The sequence below is a fragment of the Xanthomonas sp. F10 genome (assembly GCF_014206815.1).
Classification (GTDB): domain Bacteria; phylum Pseudomonadota; class Gammaproteobacteria; order Xanthomonadales; family Xanthomonadaceae; genus Xanthomonas_A; species Xanthomonas_A indica.
Genome location: NZ_JACHNP010000002.1, coordinates 844,378 through 861,009 on the forward strand (window position 1 = coordinate 844,378; position 16,632 = coordinate 861,009).

9 protein-coding genes are annotated in these 16,632 nt (G+C 67.8%); 1 reads left to right on the forward strand and 8 read right to left on the reverse strand.

Translation table 11 applies throughout. From position 1 onward, the window contains the following. Positions 1–204: 204 nt before the first annotated feature. The 3 genes from FHR56_RS15055 to ybaL all read right to left on the reverse strand — a co-directional run bounded on the left by FHR56_RS15055 (position 205) and on the right by ybaL (position 4,977). A complete protein-coding gene (locus FHR56_RS15055) occupies positions 205–2,334 on the reverse strand; it encodes a TonB-dependent siderophore receptor (RefSeq protein WP_160948366.1) in 2,130 nt (709 codons plus the stop codon). A 28-nt stretch (positions 2,335–2,362) separates the two neighbouring features. Next, on the reverse strand, positions 2,363–3,094 hold the full coding sequence (locus tag FHR56_RS15060) for an aldolase/citrate lyase family protein (protein WP_160948365.1): 732 nt from the start codon (positions 3,092–3,094) through the stop codon (positions 2,363–2,365). A 203-nt stretch (positions 3,095–3,297) separates the two neighbouring features. Next, entirely contained in the window at positions 3,298–4,977 is a 1,680-nt protein-coding gene (gene ybaL, locus FHR56_RS15065; protein WP_160948364.1) for a YbaL family putative K(+) efflux transporter, read from the reverse strand. Positions 4,978–5,491: 514 nt separating this feature from the next. On the opposite strand from ybaL, the gene FHR56_RS15070 reads away from it, so the two are divergent. Then, entirely contained in the window at positions 5,492–7,003 is a 1,512-nt protein-coding gene (locus FHR56_RS15070) for an MASE1 domain-containing protein (protein ID WP_160948387.1), read from the forward strand. On the opposite strand, the gene FHR56_RS15075 is transcribed toward FHR56_RS15070, so the two are convergent. From FHR56_RS15075 to FHR56_RS15095, 5 genes are all read right to left on the reverse strand, one after another. Beyond that, positions 6,993–7,424, reverse strand: coding sequence for a hypothetical protein (locus FHR56_RS15075; protein ID WP_184502659.1), 432 nt, complete (start codon positions 7,422–7,424; stop codon positions 6,993–6,995). The genes FHR56_RS15070 and FHR56_RS15075 overlap by 11 nt on opposite strands. A 473-nt stretch (positions 7,425–7,897) precedes the next feature. After that, positions 7,898–8,044, reverse strand: coding sequence for a hypothetical protein (locus tag FHR56_RS15080; RefSeq protein WP_160948363.1), 147 nt, complete (start codon positions 8,042–8,044; stop codon positions 7,898–7,900). 162 nt (positions 8,045–8,206) lie between these two features. Then, positions 8,207–10,591 carry a TonB-dependent receptor gene (locus FHR56_RS15085; RefSeq protein WP_160948362.1) on the reverse strand — a complete coding sequence of 795 codons (2,385 nt, stop codon included), beginning with the start codon at positions 10,589–10,591 and terminating at the stop codon, positions 8,207–8,209. A gap of 886 nt (positions 10,592–11,477) precedes the next feature. Next, entirely contained in the window at positions 11,478–13,859 is a 2,382-nt protein-coding gene (locus FHR56_RS15090; protein WP_160948361.1) for a TonB-dependent receptor, read from the reverse strand. A 201-nt stretch (positions 13,860–14,060) separates the two neighbouring features. Beyond that, entirely contained in the window at positions 14,061–16,451 is a 2,391-nt protein-coding gene (locus FHR56_RS15095; RefSeq protein ID WP_160948360.1) for a TonB-dependent receptor, read from the reverse strand. Positions 16,452–16,632: the final 181 nt, after the last annotated feature.

Below are 16,632 nucleotides of genomic sequence, written 5' to 3' on the forward strand. Positions count from 1 at the left end.
CGGAGGCGGACACGGGAGGCATGCGCCGCGGCTGCGGCAGGGTCGCGTGGTTGCCTGGCGCATCGCATCGCATCGGGCGCGCGCTGGGTAGGGAAGGACGCGGCTGCGTCCGTTGCACTGGCCCGCGTCTCCCGCGGGCGGCGGCGCGCCGTGCTGGCGCGCGGTGGTGCGGCGTCCGGCGTCGTCGTCCGACGCCGGGATGGATCAGAACGTGTACTCGAGGCCGACGGTGACGCTGCGGCCCGGCGCCGGCTGCCGGCCCCAGGGGCTGGTGTCGATGCCGCGGTACCAGTACTTGCGATCGAACAGGTTGTTGACCGCCAGCGACGCGCTGAGCTTGCCGCTGGTCCCTTCGCTGAGCACCTGGCTCAGCTGCGCGTTCCACACCCAGTAGGAGGGCAGTTCGCCGACCGAGGCGATCGCGTTCTCCTGCACGGTATTGGCCGCATCGCTGAAGGCACGGCTGAAGTAATAGCTGGAAACGGCGACGGTGGTATGACCGGATTCGGGCCGGTACGACGCGCCGAGGGTGATCTGGTTGCGCGAGGTGTAGGGTACGCGCAGGCCGTCGTACACGCCGGACTTCTGGCGTGCGTCCAGATAGGCGTAGCCGGCGTTGAGGGTCAGCGCGCGCAGGTGCGCCGGGCTCCATTGCACTTCCACTTCGCCGCCCTGGTGGCGGGTCTTGCCGAGGTTGCGGTAGGTGCGGGTGGTGTTGTCGAGCTGGATCTGCTGATCGAAGTCGATCAGGTAGCCGCCGAACTGCACGCGGGTGCGCGCGTTGGGCTGGTAGCGCGCGCCGGCCTCGTAGTTCCAGGCCAGTTCGGCGTCGAGGTTGTCGCCGAAGATGATCTGGGTGACCTGCGGCGCGCGCAGCGAGCGCTGGCCGTCGGCGTACAGGTACCACTGCGGGCTGGCCTGGACGCCCAGGGTCAGGCCGGGCAGCACGTCGTCGGTCTTGTTGCGGGTGCGCGCGCCGCTGGCCAGGTTGTAGTAGCGCGAATCGACCTGCTCGTAGCGCAGACCGGGGGTGACGGTGACGCGGCCGTCGGCGAACGCGATCGCGTCGCTGACATAGGCCGCCGCGCCGCGGTCCTTGAAGCGCCAGTCGCGCACCAGGGTGTACAGGCCATCGCTGAGGCGGGTGTTGCCGACCAGGAAGTCGATGTCCTCGTTGATCGCGCGCGCGCCCAGCGTCCATTGCTGGCGCACTGCACCGTCGCCCATCGTCCAGCTCAGTCGCGGCTCGCTGCCGTAGACGCGGAAATCGCGCGGCGCGCTCTGCCGCAGTTGCGGCGGCAGGTCCGCGCGCCAGGTCTCGCTAGACGCCTGGCGCATGCCGACGATGAAGTTGCGGCTGCTGCGCGCGCTGAAGTTGCTCCAGTCCAGGCGCAGGTCCTGGAACGGCCCCACATCGCCGAAGTCCTGCTGGTAGACCAGCGAGGCGCGGGTGGTACGGCCGGTGAATGCATCCAGCGGCCGCGTCGACTGGCGCGGATCGCGCAGGTAGTCGGCGGTGGACAAGGCGCCGGCCATGTCCATGTCGGCGACATAGCGCTGCACGCTGGCCTTGAGCAGCTTGTCCGGCGCCAGCCACCACTCTGCGCGCAGGCGCAGGTTCTTGATGTCGGTGGCGCTGTGTTCGCGCCAATAGTCGCCCTTGGTCCAGTTCGCATCCAGTTGCAGGCCGAAGGTCTCGCTGGTGTAGCCGCCGGTGCTGATCGCGGTATCGCTCAGGTAATGCCCGGCGCCGCCGGCGGTGACCTTCTGGCCCAGCGTGGTGGTCCAGGTGGTGGGGATGTCCGGGCTGATCAGGTTGATCACGCCGCCGACGTTGTTGGGGCCGTACTGCACCGCGGCGCCGCCGCGCACGATGTCGATGCGGTCGATCTGGTGCATGCCGACCGGGAACAGCGACAGGCTGGTCTGCCCGTACGGCGCCAGCGCCAGTGGAATGCCGTCCTCCAGCACCTGCACGCGGCCGCTGCGGCTCTCGTACAGCCCGCGCAGCATGATCTGCGGCAGCGCGCCGGTGCCGGTCTCGTCGAACACCTTGATGCCCGGCACCTTCTGCAGCGCGTCGTCCAGCGAGCGGTTGGCGCCGGTGCGCAGCTGCGTGCTGTCGATCACCTGGCGGCTGCCGGCGTAGTGCTGCACGTCCTCGACGGTGGAGCGGCCGAGCAGGCTGCCCTGCACCTGCACCGCGTCGAGCTGGCGGATCCGCGCCTGCGCGTCGGCATCGGGCGGCACGTCCTCGGCGCGCACGCTGGTGGGAGCGAGCATGGCGGCGACGACGGCGACGGCCAGCAGCGAAGGGGAAAGCGAAGCGATCAAGACGACGACTCCAAAGGCACGAAAACGGTCAGCGACGGCGCAGGTCGGCCGCGCGCCGGCGCAATGCGGCCTGCAGCAGCGCGCGGTCTTCGCCGGCGAACAGCCACTGCAGGTCCGGCTGTGCCAGCCAGTGCGCGCGTTGCGCGGCGTCGCGGGGATTGGGGCAGAACGGAACCCCGGCGGCGCGGCAGGCCGCATCGATCGCCAGCAGGTGATCCCAGACCTGCGGGTGGGTGGGCTGCGGGCCGACACCCAGGTCCAGCGCCAGGTCCAGCGCGCCTTCCATGACCAGCGACACGCCGGGCACCTGCAGGATCTGCGGCAGCGCGCGCACGCCGGCGGCGCTTTCGATCATCGGGATCACGCGTAGACGCTCGCGGCTGTGGGCGATGTAGTCGGCCAGGGCCACGCTGCCGAAGCCGGTGACGCGACCGCCGGTGATGCCGCGGCGGCCGTGCGGCGGGAAGTGCGCGGCGGCGACCGCGCGCTCGGCCTGCTCGGCGTTGTCCAGCCCGGCCACCACCACGCCGCGGGCGCCGGCGTCGAGCACCCGGCCGATCAGCTTGGCATCGACCTCGGGCACCCGCACCCAGGCTTCGCAGCCGCCCAGCTCGCAGGCGCGGATGGCATGTTCCAACTCCGCCGGCGAGCGCAGCACGTGTTCCAGATCGAGGACCGCAAAGTCGTAGCCGACATGCCCGAACATCTCGCACAGCAGGGCACTGGGCACGGAGTTGAGCAACCCGATCTTGCAGGCCATGGGGGAGGGCGAGCGGAACTGGGGAAGGGAGCGCAATCCTGCCGCAAACGAGAATGCTTATCAAGAAGATTCGCTGCAGGTCTCCACGGCCTCCGTAGACGCTTTCTGTGCGCTACCGCGCTTTTCGCTGCGACCCACTCTCCGAAGAGGAGCCGCTTTTGCGAATCCCCAATCTCCAATCGCCAATCCCTGCGGTCAAGGCCTCAACGTGCGGCGGCGCGCATCCCCCGGTACGGCGGCGTCGCCATCACCATTTCCGCCAGCGAATACGCCAGCTCGCGCTCGGCCATCACCGTGCCGTCGGCGCCATGGTCGAGCAGATGCTTGACCTCGGCATCGCTGTGCGCCCGCGCCAGCAGGGTCAGCGCCGGATTCAGCGCACGCAGCTTGGCCAGGGCCTCGCCGGCCTCCAGCGGCTGCGGGATCGCCAGGATCGCGATCTTGGCCTTTTCCGGATGCGCCTCGGCCAGCACGCGGTCGGCGGCGGCGCTGCCGCGGATGCCGGGGATGCCGTCGGCATGCGCGCGTTCGACGTGGTCGCGGTTGTCGTCGATCACCAGCAGCGGCACGCCGCGCTCGCGCAGGACCGCCGCCAGTGCGCTGCCGACCCGGCCGTAGCCGATCACGATGGCATGGTCGACCAGGTCCAGCGATGGCCCCGGGGGCAGTTCCGGTTCCACCGTCACCGGCGCCTCCACCGCCTGCCGCGCCTGCCAGCGGTCCAGCCAGGTGAACAGCAGCGGGTTGGCGATGATCGACAGCAGCGCGCCGGCCAGGATCAGGTCGCGGCCGGTCTCGGGCAGGATCGCCAGGCTCACGCCCAGGCCGGCCAGGATGAAAGAGAACTCGCCGATCTGCGCCAGGCTGGTGGAAATGGTCAGGGCGATGCCGGTGGGATGGCCGAAGGCCCGCACGATCACGAACGCGGCCAGCGACTTGCCGACGGTGATGGTCAGGAAGGTGGCCAGCACCTGCCAGGGATGCTCGAGCAGGATGTGTGGGTCGAACAGCATGCCCACCGAGACGAAGAACAGCACCGCGAAGGCGTCGCGCAGCGGCAGCGAATCGTTGGCGGCCTTGTGGCTGAGCTCGGACTCCTTCAGCAGCATGCCGGCGAAGAACGCGCCCAGCGCGAACGACACGCCGAACAGGGTAGCCGAGCCGAACGCCACGCCCAGCGCGATCGCCAGCACCGACAGGGTGAACAATTCGCGCGAACCGGTCGCGGCCACCTTTTCCAGCGCCCACGGGATGGCGCGGCGGCCGACCACCAGCATCACCGCCACGAACGCGGCCATCTTCAGCAAGGTCACGCCGAGCGCGCCGAGGATCGAGCCGGTATCGGCGCCCTTGCCGCCGAGCGCGTCGGCCAGCGCCGGCAGCAGCACCAGTGCCAGCACCATCACCAGGTCTTCCACGATCAGCCAACCGACCGCGATGCGCCCGCGCAGGGTCTCCAGCAGGCGCCGTTCCTCCATCGCGCGCAGCAGCACCACGGTACTGGCCACCGACAGCGCCAGGCCGAACACCAGGCCGTGCAGGGTCGGCCAGCCCATGCTCCAGGCCAGCCCCCAGCCGAGCAGAGTGGCGGCCGCGATCTGCGCCAGCGCGCCGGGGATCGCGATCCACTTCACTTCCATCAGGTCTTCGAGCGAGAAGTGCAGCCCCACCCCGAACATCAGCAGCATCACCCCCAGTTCCGACAACTGGGTGGCCAGGGCCTGGTCGGCGACGAAGCCGGGCGTGAACGGACCCACGCAGATGCCCGCCACCAGGTAGCCGACCAGCGGCGAGAGTTTGAGGCGGTGGGCGAGCGTGCCGAGGATGAAGGCGAGCGCGAGCCCGACCGCGATGATGTCGATGAGACTGGTGTCGTGATGCATTCAGGATCGCAGAACAAGGAAGCCTGGAGTGTCGCCGATCGGGGCTTTTGTCGGCAAATCGGTGTAGCAGGCATGGAGTGACCACAGTGGCTGCAGGCATCCGGCGCGCGCGTCTGCGTCCCTGCCCGCGGAACGCAGTGGCGACAGGGCGAACCCGGCCAGCGGCGTGCCCAGCCAGGCTCGGCCAGCCGTGGCCTGATCGGAGCAGGTGGGGCCGGCCGGGAGGAACTGGACCCGTCCGCACACGACCGATCCATTCGCTCGAGTACGGTCAAAGAGGGGGGGGGCGGCGGCGATCGTTGCGCAGCCGGCGCCGGCGTCGGCCCTTCATCATGGCCCTGACGGCCACTCCCCGACAGCGCGACTGGGATGGAGGTCGCAGGGATCGGGTGCTGCGCGCAACTCCCTGTCAGGAAAGGCATTACACCCAATGATGGACGTTAACTGTCTACTGTTTCGGCCCATTCCCTGGTGTATGTTTGCGCCCATTGGTGTCCTGCCAGGACAGGGTGGCATGGCTAGACTGAATTCATTCGCGAAGGGACTACTGCTCAGCACCGTTTACTGCGCCGGCTATCTGCTGTCGTGGCGGCTGTCGTTGGACAAATGGTTCCTGCCGGCCGGCTTGCGCGCAGCCGTGTTGTTGTTCATGCCGCTGCGGCTGTGGCCTTATCTGTTGCTCGGCGATGCCGCGGCGCTGATGGCGTTGCGTGTGCCGATAATCGACGAGGGTCAGAGTGCTGCCTGGGCGTATCTGAGTCCGCTGCTGCTGATGCCGTTGTCGGCGTTGGTGCCGCTGTGGTTCCGCCGTCGCGTGCCCGACGTGATGGTCTGGCAGCAGCGGCTGCTGCCGGTGGTGCTGGGCATGGCGCTGTGGGGTGTGCTGATCAATAAGGCGCTGAACTGGCTGCTGGATGGGCCGGTGACCGACATCAACGTCGAGAACGCGCTGAAGTTCTGGGTCGGTAATTACCTCGGCATCCTGGTGTTCGTATTGCCGGCCTTGCTGTGGGTACGCCGCGAGGGCACGGCGCTGATGTCGCGAGGCCTGATGCACGACAGCCTGCGCGCTGCGCTGATGGTGGCAGCCCTGTTCGCGGCCGCGATGAACGTACCGGACGGTGTCGCGCGGCAGTTCCTGCTGGTGATGATGATCGTGCCGGGTTTCTGGCTGACCCTGGGCCACGAGTGGCGCGGGGCCGCCGTCGGCATCGTCATGGCCGACATCGCGGTGGCGATGGCGCTGGCCAAGTCGCATCACGCCGGTGCGTTTGACCTGGAAACTTTCTACGTGCAGATGCTGGTGTCGTTCGCCGCCACCACGCTGTTCGTGCTCGGTACCCGTATCGCCGGGGTGATGGATCAGGCCCGACGCCTGGGCTTCGCCGAACAGGAGGCGCTGCAGGTGGCACAGGCCAGCTACATGTCGGCCGAGCGCACCCTGCGCAACCGGGTGATCGAGTACACCGATATCCACGTGCACATCAACAAGCTGCGCCGCGACATCGCCATTACGCTGAAGCAGCACGGCCACTACGCGGCGGCGATGGAAATGAACCGCACCGGGGTGATCCAGGCGCAGCTGCTGGACGACTATGTTGCCGCACTGTATCCGCTGGATATCGAAACCCATGGCCTGTATGGCGCGCTGAATTCCATCGCCTTCGCCAATGCCTGCGACACCGAGGTCGAGGCGCGCCTGCGCGGAGATTCGCGGCGGCTGTCGATCGGGCTGCAGCTGGCGGCATATCGCTGCGTGCTCAACGCCATGCAAATCCTGCCGGACGCGGGCCGGCACACGATCGCGGCGCGGGTCTGGTCTGCCCGTGGCAAGCGCGGCGTGGTGGTGACGGTGGAAGCCGATGCGGCGATGCCGGGTGCCGGCCGCAAGCCTCACAACGCCGACGAGATGGACTGGGAGTTGGCCAGCCGGTTGAAGGCTCATGACGGCACCTGCCGGCGCCGTCATGAGCAGAAGATCAGTTTCCTGATCTCCGAGCCGCTGGAAAGGACCGTTACTTCTTGATGGTCACGGTCCAGACGTCGCCGTTGGCGCCACTGGCCAGCTGCACGGTGAAATAACGCGCGTCATAGACCACGGTGCCGCGGCTGCTGTCGAAGGTGTCGACGGTGCTCACCCGATCCACGTCCTTGCCCATCGGCGTCACCCATGCGGTGTCGCCGACGCGGCCGACCGCGCCACGCACCTGGCCGGTGGCATCGTTGATCTGCAGGTAGGTCACGCCGTTACGCTCGAACTGGTAGATGCGTGCCGACGGGTTGCTGGACAGATTGGTCGCCGCCGGCGCGCTTTCACCCAGACCGCGAATGGCGATCGGGCTGCCATTGCCGCCGCTCGGGCAACAGCTTTGCGCATAGGCACTCGACGCGAGCGCCGAGCACGCCACGATGCCTGATAGCACCGCTATTTTTGAGGTTTTCCACATGATACGGTCCTTCCCCTGATGGGGTTTTTTTGCCTGCCGTTCAGGCGATTCCACATTACGCGAATCGCAACAGGCGACTGTTGACAAATAATCAAACGATTCATACTTGTGATGTGCATCACTTTTATATTTCGGGAAATGATTCCCGAAAAGTGCGCCGCATCGGCTTGCTCAGGTATGGCCCCAGGTCATCGCAGCATCGCGTGACCGATCCGGCGTCGCCGGGGTGTCGGGCGCTGTGCTCGTTGCAGTTTCCATGCCATAAGCGGCCATGCGTGTGCGGCGTGATGGCCGAGCGCGCCGGTACACGTGCGGGTCTTCGCTGGCGGCGCGCTGGATCGAGTGCCGCTGTCTATCGTCTGCGCACCGCATTGCAGGTAAGACGATCGCGTCGCCGACTGGAGTTTCTCGAGCGTGGCGCGCCGGTCCTGTGTCGGACATCGACATTGGATGCGACCAGATGGCTGCACGTATTAACCGATGCATTTGCGTTGCGCGACGAATGCTTGACGCATTTGCGTCGCCGCCGCGATCAGGTGGGGTGGTGCTGTAAACGCGATAGGAATGGCGATGTCGTAGCGCGATGCGCGCCGAACAGCATCTTGCAGGTCGGCGCGCATGTGTCATGCCGAGTCCGTATCACCACTGCATTGGCACGCAGTCCATCCTGTTGCACGGCTGTGTTGCCGCTTGTCATCGCACACTGCCGTCGCGCGCGTCGGTCGCGGCGTTGCCGACGACGAAGACGGCGGCGGTGCCGGGACACCGCCGCCGACTGCGCTTTACCAGCTGTAGTTGACGTTGGCGTAGGCGAAGGCGCCATTGAAGCCGAACGGCGAGGAAGTGCTGTACGGCAGGTAGGTGCGGGTGCCGGCACCGGCGCGCGAGCGGTCGGGGTACTCGTTGAGCACGTTGTCGCCGCCGACAGTCACGCGCCAGCGACCCAGGGTGTAGGCGGCCGACAGATCCAGCGTCCACTTGGCCGCATAGGTCTGATCGGCGGCAGGTGTGGTGCCGAAGTCGGTGAACTCGCCCCAGCGCGTGGCGGTGGCGGTGAAGGCCCAGGCGCCGGGCGACCACACGCTGCTCAGGAAAAACTTGTCGCGTGGCGAGCCGCGGGTGATGCGGCCGATCTCGGCACGGCCGATGCGCACCGCGGTCGGGTCGATCGCTTCCAGCACCGCCGGGTTGCCGGCGATCTTCTCGATGTCGGTCTTGTTGTAGTTGTAGCCGGCGGTCAGATCGAGGCTGCTGGCGGGCAGCGCCAGCTTGTAGGTGCCGATCGCATCCACGCCCTCGGTCTTGGTGTCGATGGCGTTGGTGAAGTAGCGGCCGCCGCCGATGCCGGCATAGCCGTTGCCCTGCAGGTAGTTGCGCACGGCCGTGGAGGTGAGGTTCTCCGAGAGCACGATGCGGTCGTCGATGTCGATGCGGTAGGCGTCGAGGGTGATGTACAGCGCATCCACCGGCTGCAGCACCAGGCCCAGGCCGTAGTTTTTGGACTTCTCGGCCTTCAGCGGTTCGGCGCCGAGCGCGATCGCCGCCGGGTTGTCGGTGCGGAAGGTGCCGATCTCGAACGGCGTGGCGGCGATGCTGCCGTCGGGCTGCGCAACGTTGATGAAGTTGGTGGCGACCGACTGGAAATACTGCTGCTGCAGCGAGGGCGCACGGAAGCCGGTGGAAACGGTGGCGCGCAACGCGACCTTGGGGCTGAAGGCATAGCGCAGCGACAGCTTGCCGGTGGCGGTGTCGCCGAAGTCGCTGTAGTTCTCGTAGCGCCCGGCCAGGCCGGCGGAGAACTTGTCGGTGATGTCGCCTTCCAGGTCGAGGTAGGCCGAATAGCTGTTGCGGCCGTAGTGGCCGGAGTCGCTGGGCTTGAAGCCGGCGAACACCTGCGCGCCCGGCAGCAGGGTGCCGTTGGCCGAGGGGATGCCGCCGTTGACGTAGGACGCCGGCGCGCCTGGCGATTCGTTGAACTTCTCGCCGCGCCATTCGGCGCCGAAGGCCAGGGTGACCGGGTAGGCCAGGCCGACCTCCAGCGATTTGCTGAAGTCGGCGTTGAGCACGTTCTGGGTGACCTGCAGCGCGCCGGCATAGAACTCGGTGGGGCTGGCCAGGCCCAGGCTGTTGTTGAGGCTGTGGCGCACGTCGAAACTCAGGTCGTTGCGGCCGTAGTTGTAGCTCAGGTCGATGGCCAGGCCGCCGGCGGTGCTGGACTTGACCCCACCGACCCAGGACACGTCCTTGCTGACGTTGTAGATCTGCGGCAGGAAGCCGTCCGGGTAGATTTCCGGGCGATTGCGGTTGTCGCCGGACCAGCGGAAGTAGCCGTTGGACAGCACCTCGCGGCGGCTGAGCATCGCGTAGGAATAGAAGGTGATGTAGTCGGCCGGGCTGTACTGGCCGTTGTAGGAGAACGCGCCCTGGTCGACGTCGGGGTCGCCGTAGCGTTGCTGTACCTGGCCCTGGTACGGCGTGGCGCGGTCGGTCTGGTCCTGGTGGCCGGCCTGCGCGGCGAAGTGCACGCTGCCGGTCTCGGCGAAGGTGAGTCCGGCATCGCCGGAGAGCTGGTACTGCTCGCCGTCGCCGGCGCTGTACTTGCCGTAGCGCGCGGCCAGGCTGCCGCCGCTGCCGCTGCCCTTGAGCACGATGTTGATGACGCCGGCGATGGCGTCGGAGCCGTATTGCGCCGAGGCGCCGTCGCGCAGCACTTCGATGCGTTCGACCGCGGCGATGGGAATGGTGTTGAGATCGGCCGGCGACGAGCCGCGGCCCTGCGCGCCGTTGAGGTTGACCAGAGCGGTGGTGTGGTAGCGCTTGCCGTTGACCAGCACCAGCACCTGGTCCGGCGAGAGCCCACGCAACTGCGCCGGGCGCACCGCGTCGGAACCGTCGGTGATCGCCGGGCGCGGGAAGTTCAGCGAGGGCACTGCGCGCGACAGCGCGGTCGCCAGTTCGGTGGTGCCGGTGGACTGCAGCGTTTCCGGCGCGATGATGTCGATCGGCGACGCCGATTCGGCCACGGTGCGGTCTGCCACGCGGGTGCCGGTGACGATGACGGTATCCAGCGTTTGCGCGTTGCCGGTGGTCTGCGCGTGGACGGAAACGGCGGACGTGGCCACGCACAGGGCGACGGCGTGGGCGAGCGGAGTGAGCGTGCGCGTCATGGGGGAGGCGGCTCCAGTAGTGGGGGAGTGCGTCGCTGCATGCGCGCTCCCCTTGTCCCCTGGCGGATGCGGCGACGCCCGCTAGGGATTACCGGTTGATGTCAGCGGAGTCAATATTCCGTTAAACACGACGCTGCGGTTGCAATTGCAACCACCGCTGCAGGCATTGCGGCAGCGCAGATCCGCGGATTTGCCGGGGTTGTAGACAAAATGGCCGGGCACGCGCGACGGCGCGGTGCCTGCGCCGTGCCTGCGCGGGATCGTGTGCGCATCCTGCGTGACGCTGCGGGCTGCGCGGCCGTGAGTTGCGGGCCACGTGACCGCGGGCGTCATCCTGTGGATTGACCGCGGCGGCGTTGCCATAGGTGGTCGCCAGCGCGCGGCTGGTCGTTTCAGCAACATCGTCCGCTTCGACGCGCTGTCGATGAAGTGTCGCGGCTGAAGCCGCTCCTACGGGTGTCACCGCGTACGCTGCGGAGGCCAGGCCGGCACGTGCGGTGCGTTCGGCTCGTGCCTTGATGACGGGATGGAGAGGCACGCAGGCGACGGTGGTGACGAAGTCACCATCTCCAGCGGTTGTCGCTGGGTTGAGCCAGGGAGATGCCGTGCGGCAACGTCGTTCGCGTTTGGTACGTTCGCGTTTCGTAGGAGCGGCTTCAGCCGCGACCCATGCACGATCGCGTCGCGGCTGAAGCCGCTCCCACAAAAAACCTAGGCAGGCGACACGTCGCAACCGATAAATTGCCGATCCCGAATCCCGAATCCCGAATCCCGAATCCCCAATCCCGGCCCCAATCCCCAATCCCCGCCCGCAAAAACAACGGCCCGGAAACCCGGGCCGTCGTCATGCCGCATAACGTAGGCGCCATCCACGCCCGGGCCGCGATCACCAGCGGTAATTGATCCGCCCGTACACGTAGGCGCCGTTGAAGCCGTACGGCGAGTAGTTGCTGTACGGGAGCATGCCGTAGGTCGAGTTGATCAGGTTGGCGGTCTTGTCCGGGTACTGGTCGAACACGTTGTCCGCGCCCAGCGTCAGCGTCCAGTTGGTGCTCGGCTTGAAGCTGGCCGAGGCGTCGACCACCCAGTCCGCGCCGTAGGTCTGATCGCGCGCGGCGGTGGCCGAATTGCGCACGGTGAACTCGCCGTAGCGGGTGGCGGCCAGGCTCAGGTCCCACTTCGGCAGCTTCCAGGTACCGCTGAGGATCAGCTTGTCCTTCGGGTAGCTGTCCTCCAGGCGGCCGATCTCGTCGCGGCCCAGGGTGGTCTGGGTCGAGCCGATCGCGGCCAGCGCCTGCGGCTGGGTCACCGCATGGGTGATGTCGGTCTTGCTGTACCCATAGCTGGCGGTGAGGTCCAGCGTGCTGGCCGCCAACGGGATGCTGTAGGTGCCGACCACGTCGACGCCGCGGGTGCGGGTGTCGGCGGCGTTGCTGAAGTAGCGCACGCTGGTGACGTTGCTGTAGCCGAGTCCGCGCAGCTGCGCCAGCACGGCCGCGTCGTTGAGGTTGGACGACAGCAGGATGCGGTCGTCGATCTCGATCTGGTACGCGTCCACGGTCAGGTACAGGCGTTCGACCGGCTGCAGCACCAGGCCCAGGCTGTAGGACAGCGAGGTCTCGGCCTTCAGCGGCGTGGCGCCCAGCGCCTGGGCCACGGCGCTGTTCACCGGGAAGGTGCCGGATTCGAAGAAGCTGCCGTTGATGTAGCTGCTGGTCACCGCCTGGTACTGCTGCTGCGCCAGCGACGGCGCGCGGAAGCCGCTGGCGACGGTGCCGCGCAGCGCCACCTTGTCGGTGAACGCGTAGCGCGCCGACAGCTTGCCGGAGGTCTTGCTGCCGAAATCGGAGTAGTCCTCGTAGCGGCCGGTGAGGCCGGCGGAGAACTTGTCGGTGAGGTCGGCTTCCAGCCCCGCGTACACCGCGTAGTTGTGGCGGTCCGAATGCACCGCGTTGAGCGGCGCGAAACCGGCAAAGCCCTGCGCACCGCCGGTGGTGCCGGTGTACGAGGCCGGCTCGCCCGGCGACTGGTTCCACTTCTCCTGGCGGTATTCGGCGCCGAAGGACAGCGTCACCGGATAGGCCAGGCCCCACTCCAGCGGCTGGGTGAAGTCGGCGTTGACCGCGTTCTGGGTGTACTCCAGCGCGCCGTCGTAGAAGCGCCGCGGGCTGTCCGCGCCGAGGCTGTAATTGATGCTGTTGGCGGTGTGGAAATCGACCTTGTTGTAGCCGTAGTTGTAGCTGATGTCCCAGGCGAAGCCGCCGGCGGTGCTGCCCTTCAGCCCGGCGAGCAGCGAGCGGTCCTTGGAGTACTGCTCGATCTGCGGCACGTAGCCGTCGGGATACACCTGGGCCAGCAGCGCGGTCTGGCCGTTGTGGTTGCGCGAGCGGTAGAACGCGAACGAGGTGATGTCGCGGTTGCTGGCGATCGCGGTGGCATAGCCGGTGAGGTGGTCGCTGAAGCGGAACTCGCCGTTGGCCGAGACCGCGGTGGCGTCGACCTTGGGATCACCGTAGACGAAGGTGGTCTGGCCGATGCCGGGATAGTTGCCGGTGTTCGGCGCGGTGCCCTGGTACGGGCCGGCGCGATTGGTGGCGTCCTGCTGGCTGATCTGCCCGGCCACGTGCAGGGTCCCGCGGCCGTCGCCGAAGCCGACCCCGGCATCGCCGGAGAGTTGCGACTTGGCGCCGTCGCCGGCCGAATACTGGCCGTGCTCCACCGCCAGGCTGCCGCCTTCGCCGGCGCCCTTGAGCACGATGTTGACCACGCCGGCGATGGCGTCGGAGCCGTACTGCGCCGAGGCGCCGTCGCGCAGCACTTCCACCCGCTCGATCGCGGCGATCGGGATCGCGTTGAGATCCACCGCCGAGGCGCCGCGGCCGATGGTGCCGTTGACGTTGATCATCGCCGAGGTGTGGCGGCGCTTGCCGTTGACCAGCACCAGCACCTGGTCGGGCGAGAGCCCGCGCAACTGCGCCGGGCGGATGCCGCTGGTACCGTCGGTCAGCGCCGGGCGCGGGAAGTTCAGCGAGGGCAGCGCGCGCGACAGCGCGGTCGCCAGTTCCGAGGTGCCGGTGGCCTGCAGCGCCTCGGGGGTGATGATGTCGATCGGCGATTGCGACTCGGCGACGGTGCGGTCGCTGACGCGGGTGCCGGTGACGATCACCGTGTCCAGCGTGCTGGGCGCGTCAGCGGTTTGGGCGAAGGCGGAGGGAGCGGCGAGGGCGGCGAGCACGGCGCTCGCCAGCAGCGACAACGGACGGTTCATGAAAACTCCAGCAGGTGCCGAAACGGCAGGCGGGGCGCGGCGGCTGGCATGGCGGGCCGCGTCCCAGGGGCGTCTTATTATTTTTTAACATGCGTGCTGCGTCGCAGGATGCAAGCGCATGTTCTTATTCCTTTACGTTCTAAGTCGCCCGCGCCGGAGCATGGCCGCGCCCCTGCAGCCATGCCGCGTTCCCTGGCTGTCTCAGAAGCGGTAGCTCACCCGCCCATACCAGTAGCGCCCGTTGAAGCCGAACGGCGATAGAGGCGAGTACTGCAGGCCGTTGGGGCGGTCGTCGTAGATGTTGTTGAGGGCGGTCCGGGTCGGGTACTGGTTGGTGACGTTGTCGGCGCCCACGGTGAAGGTGAGGTCGTGCCAGGCGTAGCTGGTGGACAGGTTGAGCAGCCAGCGCGCGGCGAAGGCCTGGTCCTGGCTGCCGTCGGCCTCGTCGCCGCGGCGGGTGATGGCGCCGTAGCGGGTGGCGTCGCCGTGCAGGGTCCAGCCGGCCAGGGTCCAGTCGCCGCTGAGCACGTACTTGGTGCGCGGGGTGGCGTCGGTCAGCAGGCCCTGGCTGGCGCGGCCAAAGTTCGGATCGGAGATCTCCAGGATCTCGATCTTGTTGTAGTTGGCGCTGAAACTGAGGTTGAGGGTGCCGGCGCGGTCGAGGTCGAGCAGGTAGTTGTTCACCCAGTCCACGCCGCGGGTGCGGGTGGTGGCGCCGTTGACGAAGAACTGCGCGGCGCTGACCTGGCCGATCGGTTCGGCCAGCGAGATCTGGTCCGAATACAGGATCTGGTCCCAGATGCGGATCTGGTACAGGTCCAGGGTGGCGTTGAAGCCGCCGCCGGGCTGCCAGACCACGCCGACGCTGTAGTTGGTGGATTTCTCCGGGGACAGCGGCTTGGCGCCGAGCGCGATGGCCACCGGGTCGGAGGTGCGGTAGGTGCCGATCTGGCTGAGCACGCCGTCCACCGGCAGGGTCACCACCGAGGCGTAGTTCTGTTGCGCCAGCGAGGGCGCGCGGAAGCCGTTGGAGAGCGTGCCGCGGACGGCGAAGGCGTCGTTGAGCTGGTAGCGTGCCGACAGCTTGCCCGAGCGGGTGGTGCCGGCATCGCTGTAGTCCTCGTAGCGTGCGGCCACGCCGCCGGACAGGCGCTCGCTCAGGTCCGCTTCCAGGTCGGCGTACACCGCCTTGCTGTGGCGCTGGAACCGCCCGGCCACCGAAGGCGACAGGCCGGGAAACACCTGCGAGCCGCCGGGGTAGGGCGCGCCGGTCTCGGGGTTGATGGCGTTCGGGTCGAAGTAGATCGAGGTGGGCGAGCCGGCCACCACGGCGTACTTGTCCTGCCGGTACTCGGCGCCGAAGGCCAGGTTCACCGGGTAGGCCAGGCCCCAGTCCAGGGACTTGCTGAAGTCGGCGTTGAGCGCGTTCTGCTCGTTGCGGAAGCCGCCGGCGTTGAAGCGGGCCGGCGAGGCGCCGGTGCTCCAGTACAGGTTGGTGTTGATGGTGTTGCGCAGGTCGAAGGTGACGTCGTTCTTGCCGTAGTCGGCGGAGACGTCCCAGGTCCAGCCATTGTCGGTGCTGCCCTTGACGCCGAGCACGGCGGCGCGGTCGTTGGACGGGTTGTAGATCTGCGGCAGGTAGCCGTTGGGATAGACCGCCTGCACGTTGCGGTCGCTGTTGTCCCAGGCGCGGTAGTAGCCGTTGGACAGCACCTCGCGGCGGCTGAAGTTGGCGTAACCGTAAAGGTCGACGTGCGGGGTCAGCGCGTAGCCGAAATTGACCAGCCCCTGATAGGTCTTGACCGCCGGGTCGCCGTAGCGCTCGTAGGGAACGCCGCTGGGGTTGGCGGCGCCGGCCAGGGTGGTGGCCTTGTCGGTGTTCTCGGCGCGATTGGTGTTCATCGCGTTCTGGTAGTTCCACGACACCCGCACCCAGCCCGGCGCCTCGCCGTCCGGCGCGCCGCCGAAGGCCAGGCCGTAGGAGCCGTCGATGCCGTTCTGCGCGCCGTCGCCCTTGTCCATGATGCCGCCGTTGGCCGTCACGCTGTTGCTGCCGGCCTTGGCGCCGTGCTTGAGCACGATGTTGATGACACCGGCGATGGCGTCGGAACCGTATTGCGCCGAAGCGCCGTCGCGCAGCACCTCGATGCGCGCGATCGCCGACATCGGGATCGAGTTGAGGTCGGCCGGCGCCGAGCCGCGGCCGACCGAGGGGTTGTAGTTGACCAGCGAGGTGGTGTGGTAGCGCTTGCCGTCCAGCAGCACCAGCACCGCGTCCGGCGACAGGCCGCGCAGGGTCGCCGGGCGCAGCGCGTCGTTGCCGTCGTTGATCGCCGGGCGCGGGAAGTTCAGCGACGGCAACAGCTTGCCGAGCGCGCTGGCGAGGTCGCTGGCACCGGTGGCCTGCAGCGCCTCGGGCGCGATGATGTCGATCGGCGATTGCGATTCGGCCACCGTGCGGTCGGCGATACGGGTGCCGGTGACGATGATGTTGTCCAGCGTGGTCGGTGCCTGCTGGGACTGGGCGAGGCTGTTGGCGGAGGCGAGCGCGAGCAGGACGGCACTGACGAGGGGGAGGCGGCGTTGCGTCATCGGGCGGAGACTCCAGTGGCTGGGGGGATTGGCGTGGGTCTGGCGATTTCCGGTGGGGGCGGGTGAATGCTGCAGTGCAGCGCGTGCCATCGGATTGAAATCCGTTTTTCACGCCGGCGCGTATACAAAAAAGGACCTGGGTCGGATTTTTGCGGCGCCCCGGAGGCGGCCCCGGACCGCG